The organism is Neptunomonas sp. ABH4_499, assembly GCF_056160565.1.
Genome location: NZ_JBSWXK010000016.1, coordinates 29,292 through 47,138 on the forward strand (window position 1 = coordinate 29,292; position 17,847 = coordinate 47,138).

Sequence of the window (17,847 nt, forward strand, 5' to 3'; positions counted from 1 at the left end):
CACGGGGCTTTCTCCACTTTGTCATTCAAATTCAAACATTATCTGGGCTTTCGATACGTCTAAAAGCCCTTTTATAGATCATTTTTTTACGCGTTGATCAGCGCACTAAACGCCTTGACGATGCGCTCACGCATCGCTTCTTGCTGTGCATCCACCAGCCCAATGCGAAGCAGCGCATCCTCTTGCAAATAGGAGGTGCCGTCAACAGGCTGCCACTCATCATGATCAATCAAACGAATAAGCACGCCCATTTTAGCAAGCTGGGTATAAATCTTATGGGCTGCCTCACGTGTCAGTTTAGCACTCAAAAAGAGGCCCTGATCCGTCAACCACTGACCACTGTGGGCCTCTAACACGGGTTGAAAGGCGTTTTTCATAAACGCGGCATTTTCTGCAATACCGATACGCGCTTTAGTCTGCCAGCGTTCATCCAACAACGCGTGCTCCGCCAGCCACTGTGCAGGTCCATTCACCGCCCACGGGCCCATCATAGATCTAAGTGTTGATTGATACCGTTTAGGGCCGAAGAAAAACCCCAAACGCACCCCCGCTAAACCAAAAAACTTACCAAACGAGCGCAACACCAAAAGGTTATCCAGCTGAGTAAACCGATCATAATCGCTTAGGACGCTTTGTGTAGGATTCAGATCAATAAACGCCTCATCAAGGATGACACAACCACCTTGGGGCATCTGTTTGGCAAATTGAAAAATCTGCTCGCATGAAAACATCAGGCCCGAAGGGTTATTGGGGTTGATCAACACCAAGTGAAACGGCTCTCCGGTAGCGAGCGCCTGCTCGATGGCTCTGTTCGCTTGGTTAAGACACTCTGCGGGGTAGAACGATAACGACTGGGTATGCTGACTCCAACTGCGGCGATGCTCTTGATAGCCGCCACTTGGGAGGAGCACAGGATAATCGGGCAACACGCTGGGTAACGCCTCGATCACCGGTTGCGACCCATTACAGGCGAGCCCTTCGGCCCCATAATAACGAAGGATCGCGCTCCCAAAGGCATCCGATGGGTATGGCAAGCGCTGAAAGACAGAGGCCTCGATGTCGGGTATCGGGTACGCCACCGGGTTAATGCCGGTCGAGAGATCAACCCAATCACTCAGTGGGATGTCGTATTGGCTAGCCGCTTGGTGCAGATTGCCACCGTGATAAGGCCGAGTCATAAAAACACCTTTCCGGCTTGGGTTAGCCCGATAAGAGCACCAAGTCCCAACACCAGCAACCAAAGCAAAACGACTTTATTGACCAGCCGACACGCGTTAAAAATACTGTCTGCACTTGGTTTATCGCCTAACGGTGGCCCGAGCGGCGGGCGTTGCTGCAAAGTACCGTGATACACCGCAGCCCCACCCAAAGCGACATTAATCGCCCCAGCGCCAGAGGCCATAACGGGGCCAGCATTGGGGCTTTTCCACGTTTTGGCTTGATCTTGCCAAGCTTTCAACGCCAACTTGGTTTGCCCCATCAACGCGTAACTGAGCGCCGTCAGCCGCGCGGGGATCAAATTTAACAGATCATCCATGCGAGCGGCGCACCAACCAAAGTGCAGGTAACGATCGTTTTTATAGCCCCACATCGCATCCAGCGTATTACTCAGTCGATACAAAACAACGCCTGGTATCCCCAACACACAAAACCAAAAAAGTGCCGAAAAGATCGCATCCGCGCCATTTTCCAATACCGACTCGGTCGCAGCCGAGGCAACCGCTTGATCATCGAGCACTCGGGTATCGCGACTAACGATCATCCCCACCGAAACACGCGCGGCCTGCAAGTCGCCAGCCGCCAAAGGTTTCGCCACCGCCAAGGCGTGACTGAGCAAACTTTGCCAACCAATCGCCAGATACAGCACCACCGAAGAAACAAGCACCGCTAAAACGGCATGCCCTTCAATCACAAAGGCCAAACCACACGCCAAAGCCACCAACGGCAGTACCGCCACACACCATGCCACGGCACCTAGAACACGCGAGTTGCGCGTGCGATTCAAGCGCTGCTCGATATGGCTTGCGAGATGGCCAAAACCGACCAAGGGGTGAAAGCGCTTGGGCTCTTTAAAGCAAAGATCCAACACCAGTGCGATGAGCACTGCGGCAAAAAGACTCATGCATCGACTCCAAGGGGTTTGGGTTCTGATGCGTTCGTTTTTGTAGCATTGGTCTTTGAGGCTTCGGTTTCCAAAGAGAGCAAGGATAAAAGCGTCGAGAGTGGCAAGGCTGCTTCAACTGTGTCGGCAATGCGGTTGATCTGCATCTCCCGAAACGCGGGGTAATCAAACGCTTTAGCTTGATCGACACCCGCCCAAGCAAGCCAGGCATCCAGAAACTCGGGGTGGTCGAACACACCGTGAAGATAGGTCCCTAAGATTTGCCCCGATGGATCTTTCACACCTTCAGGGTACTCGGTGCCCTCGGCATCCGTGATCTGAAAAAGTGGATGCTCAAGTGCCTCGCCTTGACTCACGCCTGCGTGGATCTCATAGCCGGTTACGCTCACTTTTTGATCAACATCGACCATCGTGCCAGAGACGTTTCTTAGCATTTTTTGATCGGTTAAGGTTGTATCCATCGCCAGCAAACCCAAGCCTTGGCTTGACCCTGCTTGTGATTCGATCTGATCTGGGTCGTGAATCCACTCGCCTAACATCTGATAGCCACCACATATGCCCACCAGCTTTCCGCCAAAGCGAAGGTGACGCTTGATGATACCTTCCCAGCCTTGGTCCTTTAACCACGACAAATCACCTCGGACATTTTTACTGCCCGGTAGCACAATGACATCTGCCCCACTAAACGTGCTTGCGTCGCGGACAAACTCGCAATCGATTTGCGGGTGCATACGAAGCACATCAAAATCCGTGTGGTTACTGGCCCGTGGGTACATGGGCACCACCACTTTAAGAGGTTTTTGATCTCCACTGGTTTGCTGTTTATTGACCGCATCTTCCGCTTCGATATGCAGGTTCATGACATACGGAATGACCGCAAGGACCGGTACACCCGAGCGCTCTTCCAGCCAATGAAGGCCGGACTCTAATAAACTGACATCACCCCGAAAACGGTTGATCACAAAGCCTTTGACCCGGGCTTTTTCGGAATCCGATAAAAGCTCGTAGGTGCCCAGTAGATGAGCAAACACCCCACCCCGATCGATATCCGCCACAATAATCACAGGGCAGTCGATCGCTTCGGCAAAACCCATGTTGGCAATGTCGTGCTCGCGCAGATTGATCTCAGCTGGGCTACCTGCCCCTTCAACAATCACCGCTTGGACTTTACTTTGCAAACCTTGATGACGCTTTACCACTTCGCCGAGCAATGTGGGCTTAAAGGCGTGGTATTCGGTGGCCTTCATGTTGCCAATGGCTTGGCCGTTTACAATCACCTGCGCGCCAATATCACTGTTGGGCTTGAGCAGCACCGGGTTCATCTCGATAGAGGCCGGTAAAAAACACGCTTGAGCCTGCACCGCTTGGGCTCGGCCTATCTCACCGCCTTCGGCGGTCACCGCGCTGTTGAGGGCCATGTTTTGCGGTTTAAACGGCGCAACCGACACCTGATGCCGAGCCAGAATACGGCACAAAGCTGTCACCAATACGCTTTTACCAGCGTCCGATGTGGTGCCTTGTACCATCAAAGTATGTGGGGATGTAAACGCGCTCATGCTGGTCTCATTCAGTTGTACGGCTCGGTCTAGGTGTCTTGCAGTGTTCGTGGTACTCAATGCGCGCGCTCTTGTGACTCATCCAATTCCAAAAGGAGGTCTTGAAGCTGATCGGCATAATGACCCGGTTCTTGCCAAAGCCCCCGCTGGGTTGCCTCAAGCAATCGCTCGGCTATTTCCTCAAGGGCGTGGGGGTTGTGGGCTTCTAAAAATGCGCGGTTCTCGGGGGCAAACACCAAGGCATCGGTAACCTTCTCGTACTGGTAATCGGCAATCAGGTTCGTGGTGGCATCGTACGCAAAGAGGTAATCAACGCTTGCTGTCATCTCAAACGCCCCTTTATAACCGTGCTCTTGCATCGCAGCGATCCACTTAGGATTCAACAACCTTGAGCGAATCACACGGTTTAGCTCCTCTTTGAGAGTGCGAATTTTTGGCACCTGCGGGTTGGAATGATCGCTGTGATACACCTCTGGCGCGGCGCCACGGTACACTTCAACCGCATTACTCATCCCGCCTTGGAACTGGTAGTAATCATCCGAATCCAGCAGGTCGTGCTCGCGGTTATCTTGGTTTTGTACCACCACCTCCAGTTGCGAGAGCTGATGTTTAAACGCCTCGGTCGCAGCGATACCGTCGCCCGCCTGCTGACCGTAGGCATAGCCACCCCAGTTTAGATAGGCCTCGGCCAAATCCCCTTTGTGCTCCCAACAGCGCTCGTCAATTAAACCTTGAAGCCCAGCGCCATAAGCCCCCGGTTTCGAGCCGAACACGCGGTAGCTGGCCTCAGATTTCGCCTGGTCAAACGTGCGCCCTTCGGCCATTAGCTCGGACACTCGCTGCTCGATGTTGTGTGCAATCGTGTTGCCGTTACCCGGCTCTTGATACTCGGCAATGGCGTTTACCGCCGCATCAAAGAGCTTCATCACATTAGGAAAGGCATCACGGAAAAAGCCAGAAACGCGCAAAGTGACATCCACCCTCGGGCGGCCCATCAACTGCGTACTGATCACCTCAAAATCTACGACACGGTTTGAGCCCGGCGCCCAGATGGGTCTTACCCCCATCAAGGCAAAGGCTTGTGCGATATCATCGCCGCCGGTTCGCATGGTCGCTGTGCCCCAAACCGAAAGCCCTAACGTGCTTGGGTAATCGCCGTGTTCTTGCAAGTGGCGATCAATCAGGGCCTTGGCCGATTTTTCACCGATGGCCCACGCCGCAGGCGATGGGATGGATCGGTTGTCCACCGAATAAAAGTTACGACCGGTCGGTAAGGTATCTAAACGCCCGCGCGTGGGTGCGCCACTTGGCCCTGGGTTCACAAACCGACCCTTTAAGCCATCCAAAAGGGATTGGATCTCAAGATCAGCGCTTTGCTCAAGAGCCGTATAAATGGATTGGCGCGCATAGGCCAGTTGATCCTGCATTCTCGGAAGGTCCGAAAGCTCTGTTAAAGGCCGGTCGTTAAGCACGTATTGGATGATCAATTCCACCGCCAGTAATTCGAGCCGCTCGCGAGTGTCGGCCTCACTGCGCCAGACCTCTTCACTTTGCGATTGCAAACGTGCAGGTTTTTCCCCTTGCCATGTGTGGCTGGTGGCTTTTAGCGGATCGAACGGCGCATCGTTCACGGTCAGTGCAAGGTCCAACACCAAGTTGTGCAAAATACCTTGGCTGCTGGCGGCTTCGCCTCGGGGTAAGCGCAACAAGGCAACTAAGGTATCGGCTAATTTGCTCGTTTCAGGCAGCTCGCCTAAGCGATGCAAACCATGACGAATCTGTGCCTCTTTAATGTCACACAGGTAGGCGTCCAACTCATTGAGCACCTCATCATCGTTGCGGGTTTGGCCTAACTCCTCAAGAAGATGGGTTTCCGACACCTGTTTTAAGATCTCGGTACGCAACCAGGCTTGGCGTTTATCGTCCATGCCCATCGCTTGGTAGTACTCATCAACTAAGCCTTCCAGGACGGCCATCTCGCCGTAGGTTTCCGCGCGGGTCATCGGCGGCATTAGGTGATCGATGATGACCGCTTGGGTGCGGCGCTTAGCTTGCGCACCTTCGCCTGGGTCATTCACGATGAACGGATAAAAGTTTGGCATCGGGCCAAGGGCAATATCGGGCCAGCATTGATCCGATAACGCGCTGCCCTTACCCGGCAGCCATTCTAGGTTTCCGTGCTTCCCGACATGAACGATGGCATCCACTTGGTAACATTCGCGCAGCCAAAAATAGAACGCCAGATAGTTATGCGGCGGGATCAGATCCGGATCGTGATAGTTGGCGACCAGATCAATGTTAAAGCCCCGTGCTGGCTGAATACCAACAAAGGTTTCGCCCAATCGAATCCCCGAGAGCATCAAGCGGCCATCGCGGTATTTGATGTCTTGCTCGGGGTGGCCCCATTGATTGATGACCGCCGTTTGGCATGCCTTGGGCAACTGATTAAAGCACGCCCAATACTCATCAAGTGCCATGCTTTGCCAGCAGGGTAAATTGTGCAAGGTGTTGGGGTTATTGGTGACGGCCCCCAACAGTGCTTGGATTAACGCATCGCCCGTTTCGGGGATGGTGTCGATGGGGTAACCATCGCGCTCCAGCGCTTTAAGAAGATTGACCGCAGATGCCGGTGTATCCAGCCCAACCCCATTGCCGATGCGTCCATCTTTGGTGGGGTAATTGGCTAAGATCAGGGCGATGCGTTTTTCGCTGTTGGGTTTCAGGCGCAAAGCACAGTGGCGTTTGGCTAACTGAGCCACAAATCGCGCGCGCTCACCGTGCAGCCGATAGCGCACCACCGCCATCTGCGTGCGCTCATCATAATGATCCTGCGCTTTAAAACTGAGTGCGCGAGTATGCACACGACCATCCATCTCCGGTAGAACCACTTGCATGGCGATGTCGCGGCTTCGCAACCCTTGGGAGTGGGTTTCCCAGTCCTCCCGCGTGCTGCTTGAGAGCACCAGTTGCAACACTGGGACATCTTTGGCAAAAGGTGAGTAAAACTCACTGGGATGGGAGCACAAATCGGGACTTGCCACCGTGTTGGAGGCAAAGCCCGTACTGTTTAAGATCAGGCATGCATTGGATTGCACCAGCAATGCATTCACCAACGCCAACGACTCGGCATCCTTTAACGAGGCGATCGCAATCGGTAACGGGGCCAACCCTTGTTCGACCAGTGTTTGAATCAGCTCATCAAACACCGCGGTATTACCGCTTTGAAGATGGCTGCGGTAAAAGAGTAGCAGTACGACCGGCTTCGTTGAGCGACCGCTGATTTGCCCAACGGCTTGATCGACGCCAAGATAGCGTGTTTGCCACTCGGTAAAGGTGGCCGCTTTAAGGCTGGATTCGGACTGATCCGGCAGGTAGATCATGCATTTGGGCAGAGGTTTTGGCTCATTCCAAGGACAGTTTCCCCCCAGATAAAGCGCACTTAAGGATTTAATCAGCTGAATACTGTTATCAAGCCCACCCTCTCGCAAATAACGCCACACCCGTACTGCCTCGGAATCTGGTACCGTGCTGGCCCTGAACAACTCAGGGTCTGGGGTATCATCACCCGGTACCACGATTAAGGTGCGCTTATCATCGGCGTTGGCCCAAGCTATTAGTCGCTCAAGACCATAGGGCCAGTAGCTTGCGCCCCCCAATAAGGAGAGCACCACAATACGAGAGCCCTCCAGCACCTTGTGCTCGTACAGGTCGTACGCGGCGGGCTTTAATAGCTGCATCCAGTTGGCTAAACGCACCGAGGGCGCATTAAAGGCGGTGTCTGCCTCGCATACAGCGAGTGCGTCAGAAAGAGCCCCCAACGCCGTATCCGCTGCAGACAAAATCACCATGTCGGCCGGCGTTTGGTTTAAGTCGATGATCCCTTCATCATCAACAAAACCACCGGGTTGAGCTGCCAATAAATGCATAGCCGCGCGTTATACCTGTCTTTACCTACCCGTTAAACAAGAGCCGTTTCAAGCGCGGCTTTGATGGTGGTTTCCTGAATGCCTTTACCAATGAACACCAGCTGAGTTTTTGGCTCATCATTGCCCCAAGGGCGATCAAAGTAGACATCCAAACGCTTGCCCACCGCCTGCAAGACTTGGCGCATGGGTTTATTAGGCAGCGCCGCAAAGCCTTTAGCACGGTAGATGTTGTACTCCTGCACTAAGCCTTTCAGGACGCTTTGCAGCTTGTCGCTGTCCACCGCACCCAAGGTGATCACGAATGAATCAAAGTGGTCGTGTGCATGGTCGTGCTCATGGCCGTGATCGTGGTGGTGATCATGGTGGTTGTGTACCGCTTCGATGCGCTCTTCAGTGGCGCAATCCAACCCCAGCAGCATCTCAAGATCGGCTTCGCCGTTGGCGATGTACGCGGTTTTTACCGCTGCAGGTACTTTGGCGCTTACACGCGCTTCGACGTTTTGGCGTTGCTCATCCGAGAGAAGATCGTTCTTGCTGACCACGACAAGGTCAGCCGCACTGAGCTGATCTTCCAAGAGTTCTTGAAGGCTAGGGTCATGGTCTAAGCTTTCATCGGCCAGACGCTGAGCTTGAACCTGCTCTTCATTATTGGCAAAGCGCCCTGCCGCCACCGCAGGGCCATCAATGACGGTAATTACGGCATCCACTGTGCAATACTCTTTGATGCCGGGCCAGTTGAAGGCTTGCACCAAGGGTTTTGGCAGTGCCAAGCCACTGGTTTCGATCAAGATGTGATCGATCTCATCGCGCCGCTCAACCAACTGCTGCATCACGGGTAAAAACTCCTCCTCGACCGTGCAGCAGATGCAACCATTGGCCAGTTCATAGATGCCATTACCGACATCAACCGCGGTTGCTTCGCTCTCGTCGCACTCCAGTGGGCAGCTGCGAAGCAGATCCGCATCGATGTCCAGCTCGCCAAACTCATTGACGATGACCGCGATGCGCTTGCCCGCGGCTTGCTTTAACACATTAGACAGCAATGTGGTTTTACCACTGCCTAAAAACCCAGTAACAACGGTGGTCGGAATCTTATTTAATTGCATGATGAATACTCTGTGTTGGGTTATTCGGCTGATGGTGTTGCGTCGGAATCCTGAGAAACCTTGGCGGTGTGTTTTTTCTTACGAAAGACGTGCGCTTGGTCTTTGTCGTAAAGATACGAGTCTGCAAACTCATCGGTATCCAGCACGCGCCCGACCAAGATCAATGAGGTGCGGGTAAAGCCTTTTTCGCGCACTTTGGCAACGATATCACCCAAAGTACCGGTGACTTTATCCTGATCCGGCCACGAGCTTCGATAGCAGACCGCCACCGGGCAGTCCTCGCCGTAATGCGGGATCAACTCATCGACGATTTTATGGATGCGCGTCACACCTAAATGGATGGCTAAGGTCGCACCGCTTTGCGCTAACTGAGGCAAGCGCTCGCGCTCTGGAAACGGGGTTTTGCCCTCGTAACGGGTCATGATGATGGTTTGGGACACACCCGATAGCGTGAGCTCTTTTTTAAGGTACGCCGCCGATGCCGCCACTGCGCTGACCCCAGGGATAACCTCATAGTCGATCCCTTTCGCTTCTAGACGGCGGATCTGTTCACCGATTGCGCCGTACAAGGAGGGGTCGCCGCATTGCAAACGTGCGACGTCTTTACCCTCTTGGTGGGCCTCTTCGATGTGTGCGGTGATCTGATCAAGGTCAATACTGGCGGTATCGATGATCTTTTCCGCTTTGCCTTCTACTGACTCCAGCACCTCGCGTGGGATCAATGAGCCCGCGTACAAGACCACAGGGCACTGCTGCACAATGCGATGCCCTTTTAGGGTCATAAGTTCTGGGTCTCCAGGGCCTGCACCAATAAAATAAACCGTCATACTCTTTCCCGCTTACGCGTTTAACGCTTTGAAAATACTTTGTTTATGCGCTGCATTTACTTGATTTATGCACGGTAATTACAGCTTTTTCGAATAGCCACGTGGGGTGTACACCCACTCTTTTGAGCCATTCACAATGTGTCGGGATTCGCTGTTGCCGACACTCACCAAGGTAAACATATCGACATCTTTTGCATCCAACTCGCCAAGGGTGATGATGCGGATCGATTCATCTTCACGGGTAAGCTGACGCCCCAGCAATACTGGCGTCTCTTTCGGGCGGTATTGGAGCAAAATATCCCGCGCATGATTGAGCTGCCAATCACGTTTTTTTGATACCGGGTTATAAAACGAAATGACAAAATCCCCAGTGCCGGCACTGTGGATGCGTTTTTCGATGGTTTCCCATGGAGTGAGCAAATCCGATAAGGACACCGTACAAAAATCGTGACCCAACAAAGCGCCCACGCGGCTCGCACCGGCTTGCATCGCCGAAATACCGGGGATCACTTCAATATCGACGTTCAACCATTCAGGGTGATTTTCTTTACCTTGCAACTGCTGATCCAACAACTCAAACACCAAGGTTGCCATCGCGTAGATACCAATATCGCCACTTGAGATCAGCGCCGTGGTTTTACCAGCCGCGGCCAAATCCAATGCCAATCGAGCACGACCAATCTCTTCACCCAAAGGTAAGTCGTGATGCTGTTTGCCATCACACACATCCCCAAGAAGGTCTAGATATAAGCCGTAGGCGACCAAATCGGTACTGGCGACAATGGCCTCGCGTGCTTTTGGCGCGACCAGCTGTCGATCACCTGGGCCTGTGCCCACTACAAATAGTTTTGTCATTGAACTCTCTAAACTCTTAATCATTCTTTATGGCGTTTAATCGATCTAAACGCGTGTCACCAGGCCTTTCGGCAACGCTCGGGCTTATTCAGCAAAGCTTCGAGCAATGGCGCAGGTGGCTTTTTTCGTTTTCTGTTTGTTCAGCACAAGCTCGGCCGTTTTTCCCGTTAACTGCTGAGCACTGTAAAGCGCAGCGGACTCGGCCACACCGTACACCCCAACGGTTTGATACACGTAATCGGAGCGTGTACTGAGTAGTCCATCCACCTCGGCAAGCTGTGTCTTATCCCACGTGCGATAAGGCTTATTGAGCTTATCCGCAAGCGCAATCAAACCCACCTCGTCCGCCTTGATATCGATGCTTGCAAGCGCATCGATCTGCTCAAGCTTTAAACCCGCCTCTTCAAGGCAGGCCATCAATAAGCGCTCTAACTCATCCACAGGGCAACCCCGCTCGCAGCCCATCCCCACCGTAAATGTGGGGTTAAGGTAGAGCTGTGCGCTGGTGATGACGGGGGTCGCATCGATCAGATCAGCGACCTCGGTGGCCCAATGATTCGCGCCGCCTTCGTGACCAGATAACAGCGGGATCACAAACGCCCCTTGCTCATCCAACACCAGCACCGGCGGGTCTTGGTATTTATCCTGTAACACGGGGGCCAAGGTGCGCATCACAATGCCGGTGGCGCAGATAAAGATCAGCTTATCGCCGGCCTTAAAAAAGCCTTGGACCACATCTGCAAACGGCTGCGGTTTATAACACACTTGCGCCCCAGAAAGCGCACAAACCAAGCGCTCAGCCAGGTTTTTTCCGTTCTCGGTTAAGGCGATGATCCGAATCATCTTGATTCCCTGTGCCCGCGCTGACTCGAGGTCACGACAAACAAGGAGAAGTACGGCCCAGCTTCGGCTTCAAGCGTGGTTACATTTTGAACAATGCGTTGATTTTCCCGACCGATGTACTCCAAATACTGCGCCTCATGAATGCGGCCGCTTTGCGCCAGTAGCGCCAATAATCGAGGGCGCGCTTGTCCGGCTTTCATAATCACCACTGAGTCGTGTTGTGTAAGTGCATTGATGATCTGTTCATCGCTGTGCCGGCCGTTCATAACAGCAAAGGACTCTTTCAGCATGGTTAACGGGTGCACCAAGGTCGCGGATGCGGCGTTAACGGATGTGATCCCTGGTATCACCTCGCAGGTAAACTCACTGCTGAGCCTGTCCAGTAAATAGGTAAAAGAGCCGTAAAAAAGCGGGTCCCCTTCGCATAAAAACAGCACATCTAGACCGTTATTTAAGTGCGTTTGAATCTCGCTTGCGCCTTGATCGTAAGCAGCATTGGCGGCTTTGCGCTCGGTCAGCATCGGCATCGAGATAGGGATCTCGAGCGCTTTTTCGCTGGCCGACTCGAGCGCAGGTTGGGCAATCTCTTTGGATTGCGAGCGCCCCTGCTCATTCACCAAAAAGCTGATCACCGGCGCACTTTGCAACGCCCGCCACGCTTTGACCGTCATGAGCTCCGGGTCACCTGGGCCTACACCCACACCGATGAAACGTCCTTTTTTCAGTGACTGTTTCAGTGACTTCTTCAATGACATGGTGACTCCAGCGTTGGGGTGTGATGATCTGTTTTAGTAAAGGCATACAGAGTCACGGGCAGATTGGGTCGATAACTGAGTTGGCCTGCTAATGTTTCGCCGCGACTGATCGCAACTTGCAGTGTCTCTTGTTGGGCATCACCTGTGTGCTCGCGCGTTTGCCAAAACTCAAACACCGTCTGTTTGGTATTTTCGGTCACCGCGCTCACCACCAGCACCCCGCCTTGTGGCAGCAAAGACCACACGCTCGCGAGTAATGCAGGCAGCTCGCCACCACTGCCGCCGATAAAGACTTTATTGGGCACAGTAAGATCGCTAATGGACTCAAGCGCGCGCCCTTCAATCACAGTTAGGTTAGAGACCACACCAAAACGCAAGCGGTTGGCGTTTAGACAACGTAAGCGCTCTGGATGATGTTCAATGGCTTCAATGCTGGCTTGGGGTTGCCAATAAGCCATCTCGATAGCCACACCACCGCACCCTGCACCGATGTCCCAGACATGGTCTTTTGGCTGCAACTGCATTAACGACAAAATGGCCAAACGCACTTCGCGCTTAGTGATCATCCCTTTGCCCGGTGTGTCAGAGTCGGTCACAAAGTGCGAATCCGGTATCCCCGGAAACGCCGGAAGATACCCATGATTGGTCCCAGGTTCTAACAAGGTCACGTGCAGTGGATGAAATTCAGCGGTATGGGCATCGGTGTTGCTATCGATTAACGCATCCGCACGAAAACGTCGGATCGACTCTTCGGGGTAGCCAAGTGCCTCTAACACCGTTAACTGCGCCTCATTAAAACCTGCGTCGATGCAGATTTTTGCAAGCGCAGACGGGGTGCTGTGTTGATCGGTAAGGATCAATAAAGGTTGATGCTGACGCAAACGGGTGAGCATTTTCGCGGCTGGTCGACCATGCAAACTTAATACTTCAACATCCTGTAATGATACCCCTAAACGGTGGCATGCAACTTGAAGGCTAGATACCGCAGGATAAAAAATTAACTGCGTCGCATCATAGCGTTGGCTAAACCAGCGACCAATTCCGTAGAACAGAGGGTCCCCGGATGCCAGCACCATAACCGACTGATCTTGTTCTAAAAGATCTTCTATCACCTGATGTAACTGAGACAGTTTGGGCAGTACCAGCAGGGTGTGATTCGGTTGTACCCAAGGCTCAATTGTTGCTAATTGGCGCTCAGAACCGATCACGCACGTCACTGATGCCAAAGCCCTCTTAGCCTCATCCGATAAAGCGGCTTGTTCGGCCACGCCTAAGCCTGCAATGTGGATACGCGCGGGGTTTGCCGAAAACATCAGTAGTATTCCCCGCGATTGCATCGAAGCAGCGCATTACAACTGGCCGCCGATACCGCACTGCCACCTTGGCGACCTAGCAGAGTAATGCACTCGATGCCGAGTGCTTTGTGCACCTCCCAAAGCGCTTGCTTGGATTCCGCCGCGCCCACAAACCCGACCGGCATACCGATGATCAAGGCGGGTTTATCGGCGCCTTGTTGAATCATCTCCAGTAAACGAAACAGAGCCGTTGGCGCATTGCCGATCACAACCACACTGCCCGCTAAAGAGTCTCGCCATAACTCCACCGCCGCCATCGAGCGTGTCTCGCCAGTTTGTAACGCGAGCGCTTGGGCGCGTGGGTCATTCAGGTAGCAACTGGGTAAGCGGGTAATCATCCGTTTAGTGATGCCTTGGCGTACCATCTCTACATCACAAAGGATCTCACCGGTATTGGCCAAAGCCGCCATCCCCGCTGCACAGGCGTTTTCGCTAAAGCGCACCTGCTCGGCAAGTTCTGGCATGCCTAAGCTGTGCACAATGCGCATCACCACTTGCTGTTGTTCCCGATCAAAATGGTCCAACTTTGTTAGTTCGCGAATTTGGCGAAAGCTCTCTTTTTCGATCGCTTGCGGATTGATTTCGTACTCAAATGCCACGGTTTACTCTTGTCCTTTTGCCCATGCACACACGGCGTGTACACAAGCCTCTGTCTGTTGAAACGTTTTCTCGGCCGCTAACAGCGTGGGGCGCCTTAGTAAAAACACCGGTATTCCTAAGTCGCGCGCGGCGATCAACTTAGCTTGGGTTGCCTCACCGCCACTGTCTTTACTGAGGATCAGATCAACCCCATGTTCACGCAGTAAGGCCGACTCCAAAGCCAATTCAAACGGCCCTATCGCTTGAAGCCAGCGCATGCCCAACGGTAATGTGTGCTCCGATGCCACAGCGGTACGCAGCAGCTGTTGTTGACCGGATTGACGGTTAAAGCGATCGCACAGCGCCAACTCATCGGCCGTTAACTGACCAACACTTAATAGCACCGAGCGATAACCTTCAGCGGCTTGAAACATATCCATGCGTTGATCAAACCAGTGCCAACGGTCCTTAGGGCCTGCAACCCACGCGGGCCGCTCAAAGCGCCAGCAAGGGATGCCTACCGCTTTACTGGCGGTAACGGCGGTATGACTCATGGCTTCAGCGAAGGGGTGTGTCATATCAAGGATAAGATCCACTTTCTGCTGCGCTAAATACTGGGTTAAACCGCCCTTTTGGCGAAAGCCCCCCGTGATCACCTCGCACGCAAGGTTCGGAACCCTAACCTTACCCGCCACGCTGTAAATCACGCGATGAGATTGGGTAATGCCAGCCGCTTCAAGGCCGGCTAAGCTTCGTCTTGCATCCAAGGTGCCGCCTAACAGTAAGAGGGTCACAAGCCACCGCCTAATGTATCGGCTTTACGACCCGCATAGCCGATCATATTGCCCTTACGATCCGTCGCCCACACTTCGATTTCAGTGTCTGGGTGCTGCGTGTGCACCACCGATTCAGCAACGGCTAACGCCTGATCACACACGGCGCTGGCCAAATCCACCTCGCAGGCTTGGCACCACTTGAGTACCTCCATACTGGTGTTGGCGGTCAGAATCTGGGCTTGTAAGCTGGCATCAGCCCCTTGGGTTTTCGCCAAATGCGCCAAATGTTCAAAATCGATGCTGGAGCTTCGGCTGTTCAGATCCATATGGCCGTTCGCCAGCTTAGTCAACTTACCAAACCCGCCGCAGATGCTGAGTTTATTCACCGGAGCTTTGCGAAGATGTTTCAGCAAAGCCCCCACAAAGTCGCCCATCTCGATTAACGCCATATCGGATAAACCATAATGGGCTTTAATGGCCGCTTCACTGGTACTGCCGGTGGTGGCTGCGATGTGATCCAGCCCATTGGCCCTTGCCACATCCACGCCTTGGCGAATCGATGCGATGTACGCCGCGCACGAGTAAGGTCGCACGATACCTGTAGTGCCCAAAATGGATAAACCACCCAAGATACCTAACCGCGGGTTCATGGTTTTAAGGGCGATCTCCTCGCCTTTTTCCACGCCAACCGACACCTCAAACCCGCCACTGTAGTCATACACCTTGGCCGCGTTTTCTAAGTGTTCGGTCATCATTTTGCGCGGGACGGGGTTGATGGCAGGTTCACCGACCTCCAGCACCAAGCCCTCGCGGGTAACCGTGCCGACACCTTTCGCGGGTTTAAACACGACCCCGCCCTGATCCACTAAGCGCAGCTCCACAAACACCGTTGCCCCATGAGTTGCGTCTGGGTCATCACCGGCATCTTTGATCGTGGCAGTTCGAATGCCCTGCTCTGTTTCAAGGCTTTGATAGCTTTCGATGTGTAATTCAACCAACTGGCCACGGGGTAAAAGCACCTCGACCACCGCTGGCCGTTTGTTTGCCAAAAGCGCTTGCGCGGCCGCCACACAGCACGCCGTCGCACAACAGCCTGTTGTGAGTCCGGTACGCAGTGCTTTGGGTTGTTCGCTACTTTCTGGCCACATCATTCAATCCAAGTTAAGCGTCTTAGCCGCGACCAAAAAGTGCCGCAACAGCCACAGGGTTGGAGGCAAAAAACAGGTGCAAATAACTGGCCGTTAGCCCTTTATCACGGTAGATCGCCTCACCCGGGGCTGGGTGTCGCTGTCTTCGACCATGCCCGATGGGCTCTGGTGTGCCTTCGCTGCGCGATCGATGATGCGCGTGCGCTTGGACATCACCCTCTGGTAGAACCGCGGTTTGCATCCCCTGACACCCACGCTTACCCCGCATCGCACCTTGACCTTGAAGCAGACCGAGCATCGGGTGAGTTTCCCCCTCAAGATCCGTTAAGGTCTCTAAGCAGTATAGAAAACCACCGCACTCGGCCAAGATCGGCTTATTGGCGGCATAAAAGCCGCGTATTTGCTCCAACATCGCGTGGTTCTCGGCCAACGGCTTGGCATGCAGCTCTGGATAGCCGCCTGGCAACCAAAGGGCATCGGCCTCTGGCAAGCGCGTATCGTGCAGCGGGGAGAAGAAGCTAAGCTCTGCCCCCATCTGTTCAAGTAATCGCACATTGGCATCGTAAATAAAGCTAAAGGCTTCATCTTTAGCAACCGCAATGCGTGTACCGGCTAGCAGGGGCGCAACGCTTGGCAAGGTCGCCGAATAAAAGGTGACCGGCTTTGGCAACTCGGTAATGGCATTTTTAACCGCCAGTGGCCCTTCAATCCATTGAGCACCCAGTTCAAAGCAGCGCTCTAACTCATCGAACACCTCGTGAGCTTGCACCAAGCCTAAATGGCGCTCGGGCAAGGCAACCTCGGCATCACGGGCCAGCACTGCCAAGAGGGGCAGAGACTTGGGTAATGCATCGCGAATCAGCTCGGCATGGCGTTCGGTACCGCAGTGGTTTGCAATTAACCCCGCTACCTCAACATCATCTCGGTAGTTCGCTAAGCCCATCGCAAGCGCCGCTGCGGTTTGCGCCATCCCCTTAACGCTCATGACCATGGCAATCGGTAGGTTAAAGCGCGCAGCAAGGTCGGCACTGGATGGGTCGCCATCAAACATGCCCATTGCCCCTTCGACCAAAATCAGATCGGCCGTTTGCGCCGCTTCAAACAGCTTTTGTTGGCAATACGCCTCGCCTGCCATCCAAAGGTCCAGTTGCTCGACATCTTGCCCACTGGCTTGCGCTAGGATCTGCGGGTCTAGGTAGTCGGGGCCTGTTTTGAACACTTTGACGATGCGCCCTTGGTTTTTAAAGTACCGCGCCAAGGCCGCCGTAATCGTGGTTTTCCCCTCACCTGAACTTGGCGCTGATAAAAACAATGCAGGGCACTGCACCGACAAAGTCGATGCTTCCACTGGGTGATCTTGCATGGATGATGGCAACATTAGAACTCAATTCCCGCTTGGGCTTTCACCCCTAAACGAAACGCGTGGCGCTCATCTTTAATATTACTGATGGTATCGGCAATCGCTTCTAGCCCTTCGGGCATCATGCGTCCGGTGATCATTACATTTTGGTGTTTAGGGCGGTTTTTCAGCGCCTCGATCACTGGCTCCAGCGGCAGGTACTCGTACTTAAACATGTAACTGAGCTCATCAAAGACCAGCATTTCGTATCGATCATCCTTCAGATACTGCTCGGCCAACGCCCATGCTTGCTTTGCCGCTTCGATGTCTTGGGTTTTGTCCTGAGTCTCCCACGTAAAGCCGTGGCCCATAACGTGCCAATCGATCTGATCATGATCGCGGAACAGCTTGTACTCGCCGGTTTCGGTACGGCCTTTAATAAACTGGATCACCGCGGCTTTTTTCCCGTGACCAACACAACGCGCCATGGTGCCAAACGCCGAGCTGCTTTTGCCTTTGCCGTTGCCTTTCAGAAGGATCAATACGCCGCGCTCTTCGGTGGCACGGGCGATGCGTTTATCGATCACCTCTTTCTTTTTGGCCATGCGCTCTTGATGGGTTTTCATCGGTTTCCTCTTTACTCTTTATGCTATGGCTACA

Annotated in this window: 15 protein-coding genes; all 15 read right to left on the reverse strand. The window is 53.6% G+C overall.

From position 1 onward, the window contains the following. Positions 1-86: 86 nt before the first annotated feature. Positions 87-1,178, reverse strand: coding sequence for an aminotransferase class I/II-fold pyridoxal phosphate-dependent enzyme (locus ACXAF9_RS15090; protein WP_475075519.1), 1,092 nt, complete (start codon positions 1,176-1,178; stop codon positions 87-89). Beyond that, entirely contained in the window at positions 1,175-2,122 is a 948-nt protein-coding gene (cbiB, locus tag ACXAF9_RS15095; protein ID WP_475075520.1) for an adenosylcobinamide-phosphate synthase CbiB, read from the reverse strand. The genes ACXAF9_RS15090 and cbiB overlap by 4 nt, the downstream gene beginning before the upstream one ends. Further along, on the reverse strand, positions 2,119-3,678 hold the full coding sequence (locus ACXAF9_RS15100) for a cobyric acid synthase (RefSeq protein WP_475075521.1): 1,560 nt from the start codon (positions 3,676-3,678) through the stop codon (positions 2,119-2,121). The genes cbiB and ACXAF9_RS15100 overlap by 4 nt, the downstream gene beginning before the upstream one ends. Positions 3,679-3,734: 56 nt before the next feature. Continuing rightward, the gene (gene cobN / locus ACXAF9_RS15105) at positions 3,735-7,604 is read right to left on the reverse strand and encodes a cobaltochelatase subunit CobN (protein ID WP_475075522.1); all 3,870 of its coding nucleotides are present in this window, start codon (positions 7,602-7,604) and stop codon (positions 3,735-3,737) included. A 32-nt stretch (positions 7,605-7,636) separates the two neighbouring features. Continuing rightward, positions 7,637-8,710, reverse strand: a complete 1,074-nt coding sequence (gene cobW / locus ACXAF9_RS15110; RefSeq protein WP_475075523.1) for a cobalamin biosynthesis protein CobW — start codon at positions 8,708-8,710, stop codon at positions 7,637-7,639. 20 nt (positions 8,711-8,730) lie between these two features. Beyond that, entirely contained in the window at positions 8,731-9,537 is an 807-nt protein-coding gene (cobM, locus tag ACXAF9_RS15115) for a precorrin-4 C(11)-methyltransferase (RefSeq protein ID WP_475075524.1), read from the reverse strand. 78 nt (positions 9,538-9,615) lie between these two features. After that, positions 9,616-10,392: a precorrin-3B C(17)-methyltransferase gene (gene cobJ, locus ACXAF9_RS15120; RefSeq protein WP_475075525.1), complete on the reverse strand. Its 777-nt coding sequence runs from the start codon at positions 10,390-10,392 to the stop codon at positions 9,616-9,618. Between the two features lie 84 nt (positions 10,393-10,476). Continuing rightward, entirely contained in the window at positions 10,477-11,235 is a 759-nt protein-coding gene (locus tag ACXAF9_RS15125) for a cobalt-precorrin 5A hydrolase (protein ID WP_475075526.1), read from the reverse strand. Next, a complete protein-coding gene (cobI, locus tag ACXAF9_RS15130; RefSeq protein WP_475075527.1) occupies positions 11,232-11,990 on the reverse strand; it encodes a precorrin-2 C(20)-methyltransferase in 759 nt (252 codons plus the stop codon). The genes ACXAF9_RS15125 and cobI overlap by 4 nt, the downstream gene beginning before the upstream one ends. Further along, entirely contained in the window at positions 11,981-13,303 is a 1,323-nt protein-coding gene (cbiE, locus tag ACXAF9_RS15135; RefSeq protein WP_475075528.1) for a precorrin-6y C5,15-methyltransferase (decarboxylating) subunit CbiE, read from the reverse strand. The genes cobI and cbiE overlap by 10 nt, the downstream gene beginning before the upstream one ends. After that, complete coding sequence (locus ACXAF9_RS15140) at positions 13,303-13,944, reverse strand: precorrin-8X methylmutase (RefSeq protein WP_475075529.1); 642 nt, start codon at positions 13,942-13,944, stop codon at positions 13,303-13,305. The genes cbiE and ACXAF9_RS15140 overlap by 1 nt, the downstream gene beginning before the upstream one ends. Positions 13,945-13,947: 3 nt before the next feature. Next, positions 13,948-14,718 carry a precorrin-6A/cobalt-precorrin-6A reductase gene (locus tag ACXAF9_RS15145; RefSeq protein ID WP_475075530.1) on the reverse strand — a complete coding sequence of 257 codons (771 nt, stop codon included), beginning with the start codon at positions 14,716-14,718 and terminating at the stop codon, positions 13,948-13,950. Next, complete coding sequence (locus tag ACXAF9_RS15150) at positions 14,715-15,848, reverse strand: cobalt-precorrin-5B (C(1))-methyltransferase (protein ID WP_475075552.1); 1,134 nt, start codon at positions 15,846-15,848, stop codon at positions 14,715-14,717. The genes ACXAF9_RS15145 and ACXAF9_RS15150 overlap by 4 nt, the downstream gene beginning before the upstream one ends. A 22-nt stretch (positions 15,849-15,870) precedes the next feature. Beyond that, the gene (locus tag ACXAF9_RS15155; protein ID WP_475075531.1) at positions 15,871-17,226 is read right to left on the reverse strand and encodes a cobyrinate a,c-diamide synthase; all 1,356 of its coding nucleotides are present in this window, start codon (positions 17,224-17,226) and stop codon (positions 15,871-15,873) included. Further along, a complete protein-coding gene (gene cobO / locus ACXAF9_RS15160) occupies positions 17,226-17,813 on the reverse strand; it encodes a cob(I)yrinic acid a,c-diamide adenosyltransferase (protein WP_475075532.1) in 588 nt (195 codons plus the stop codon). The genes ACXAF9_RS15155 and cobO overlap by 1 nt, the downstream gene beginning before the upstream one ends. Positions 17,814-17,847 lie beyond the last annotated feature (34 nt).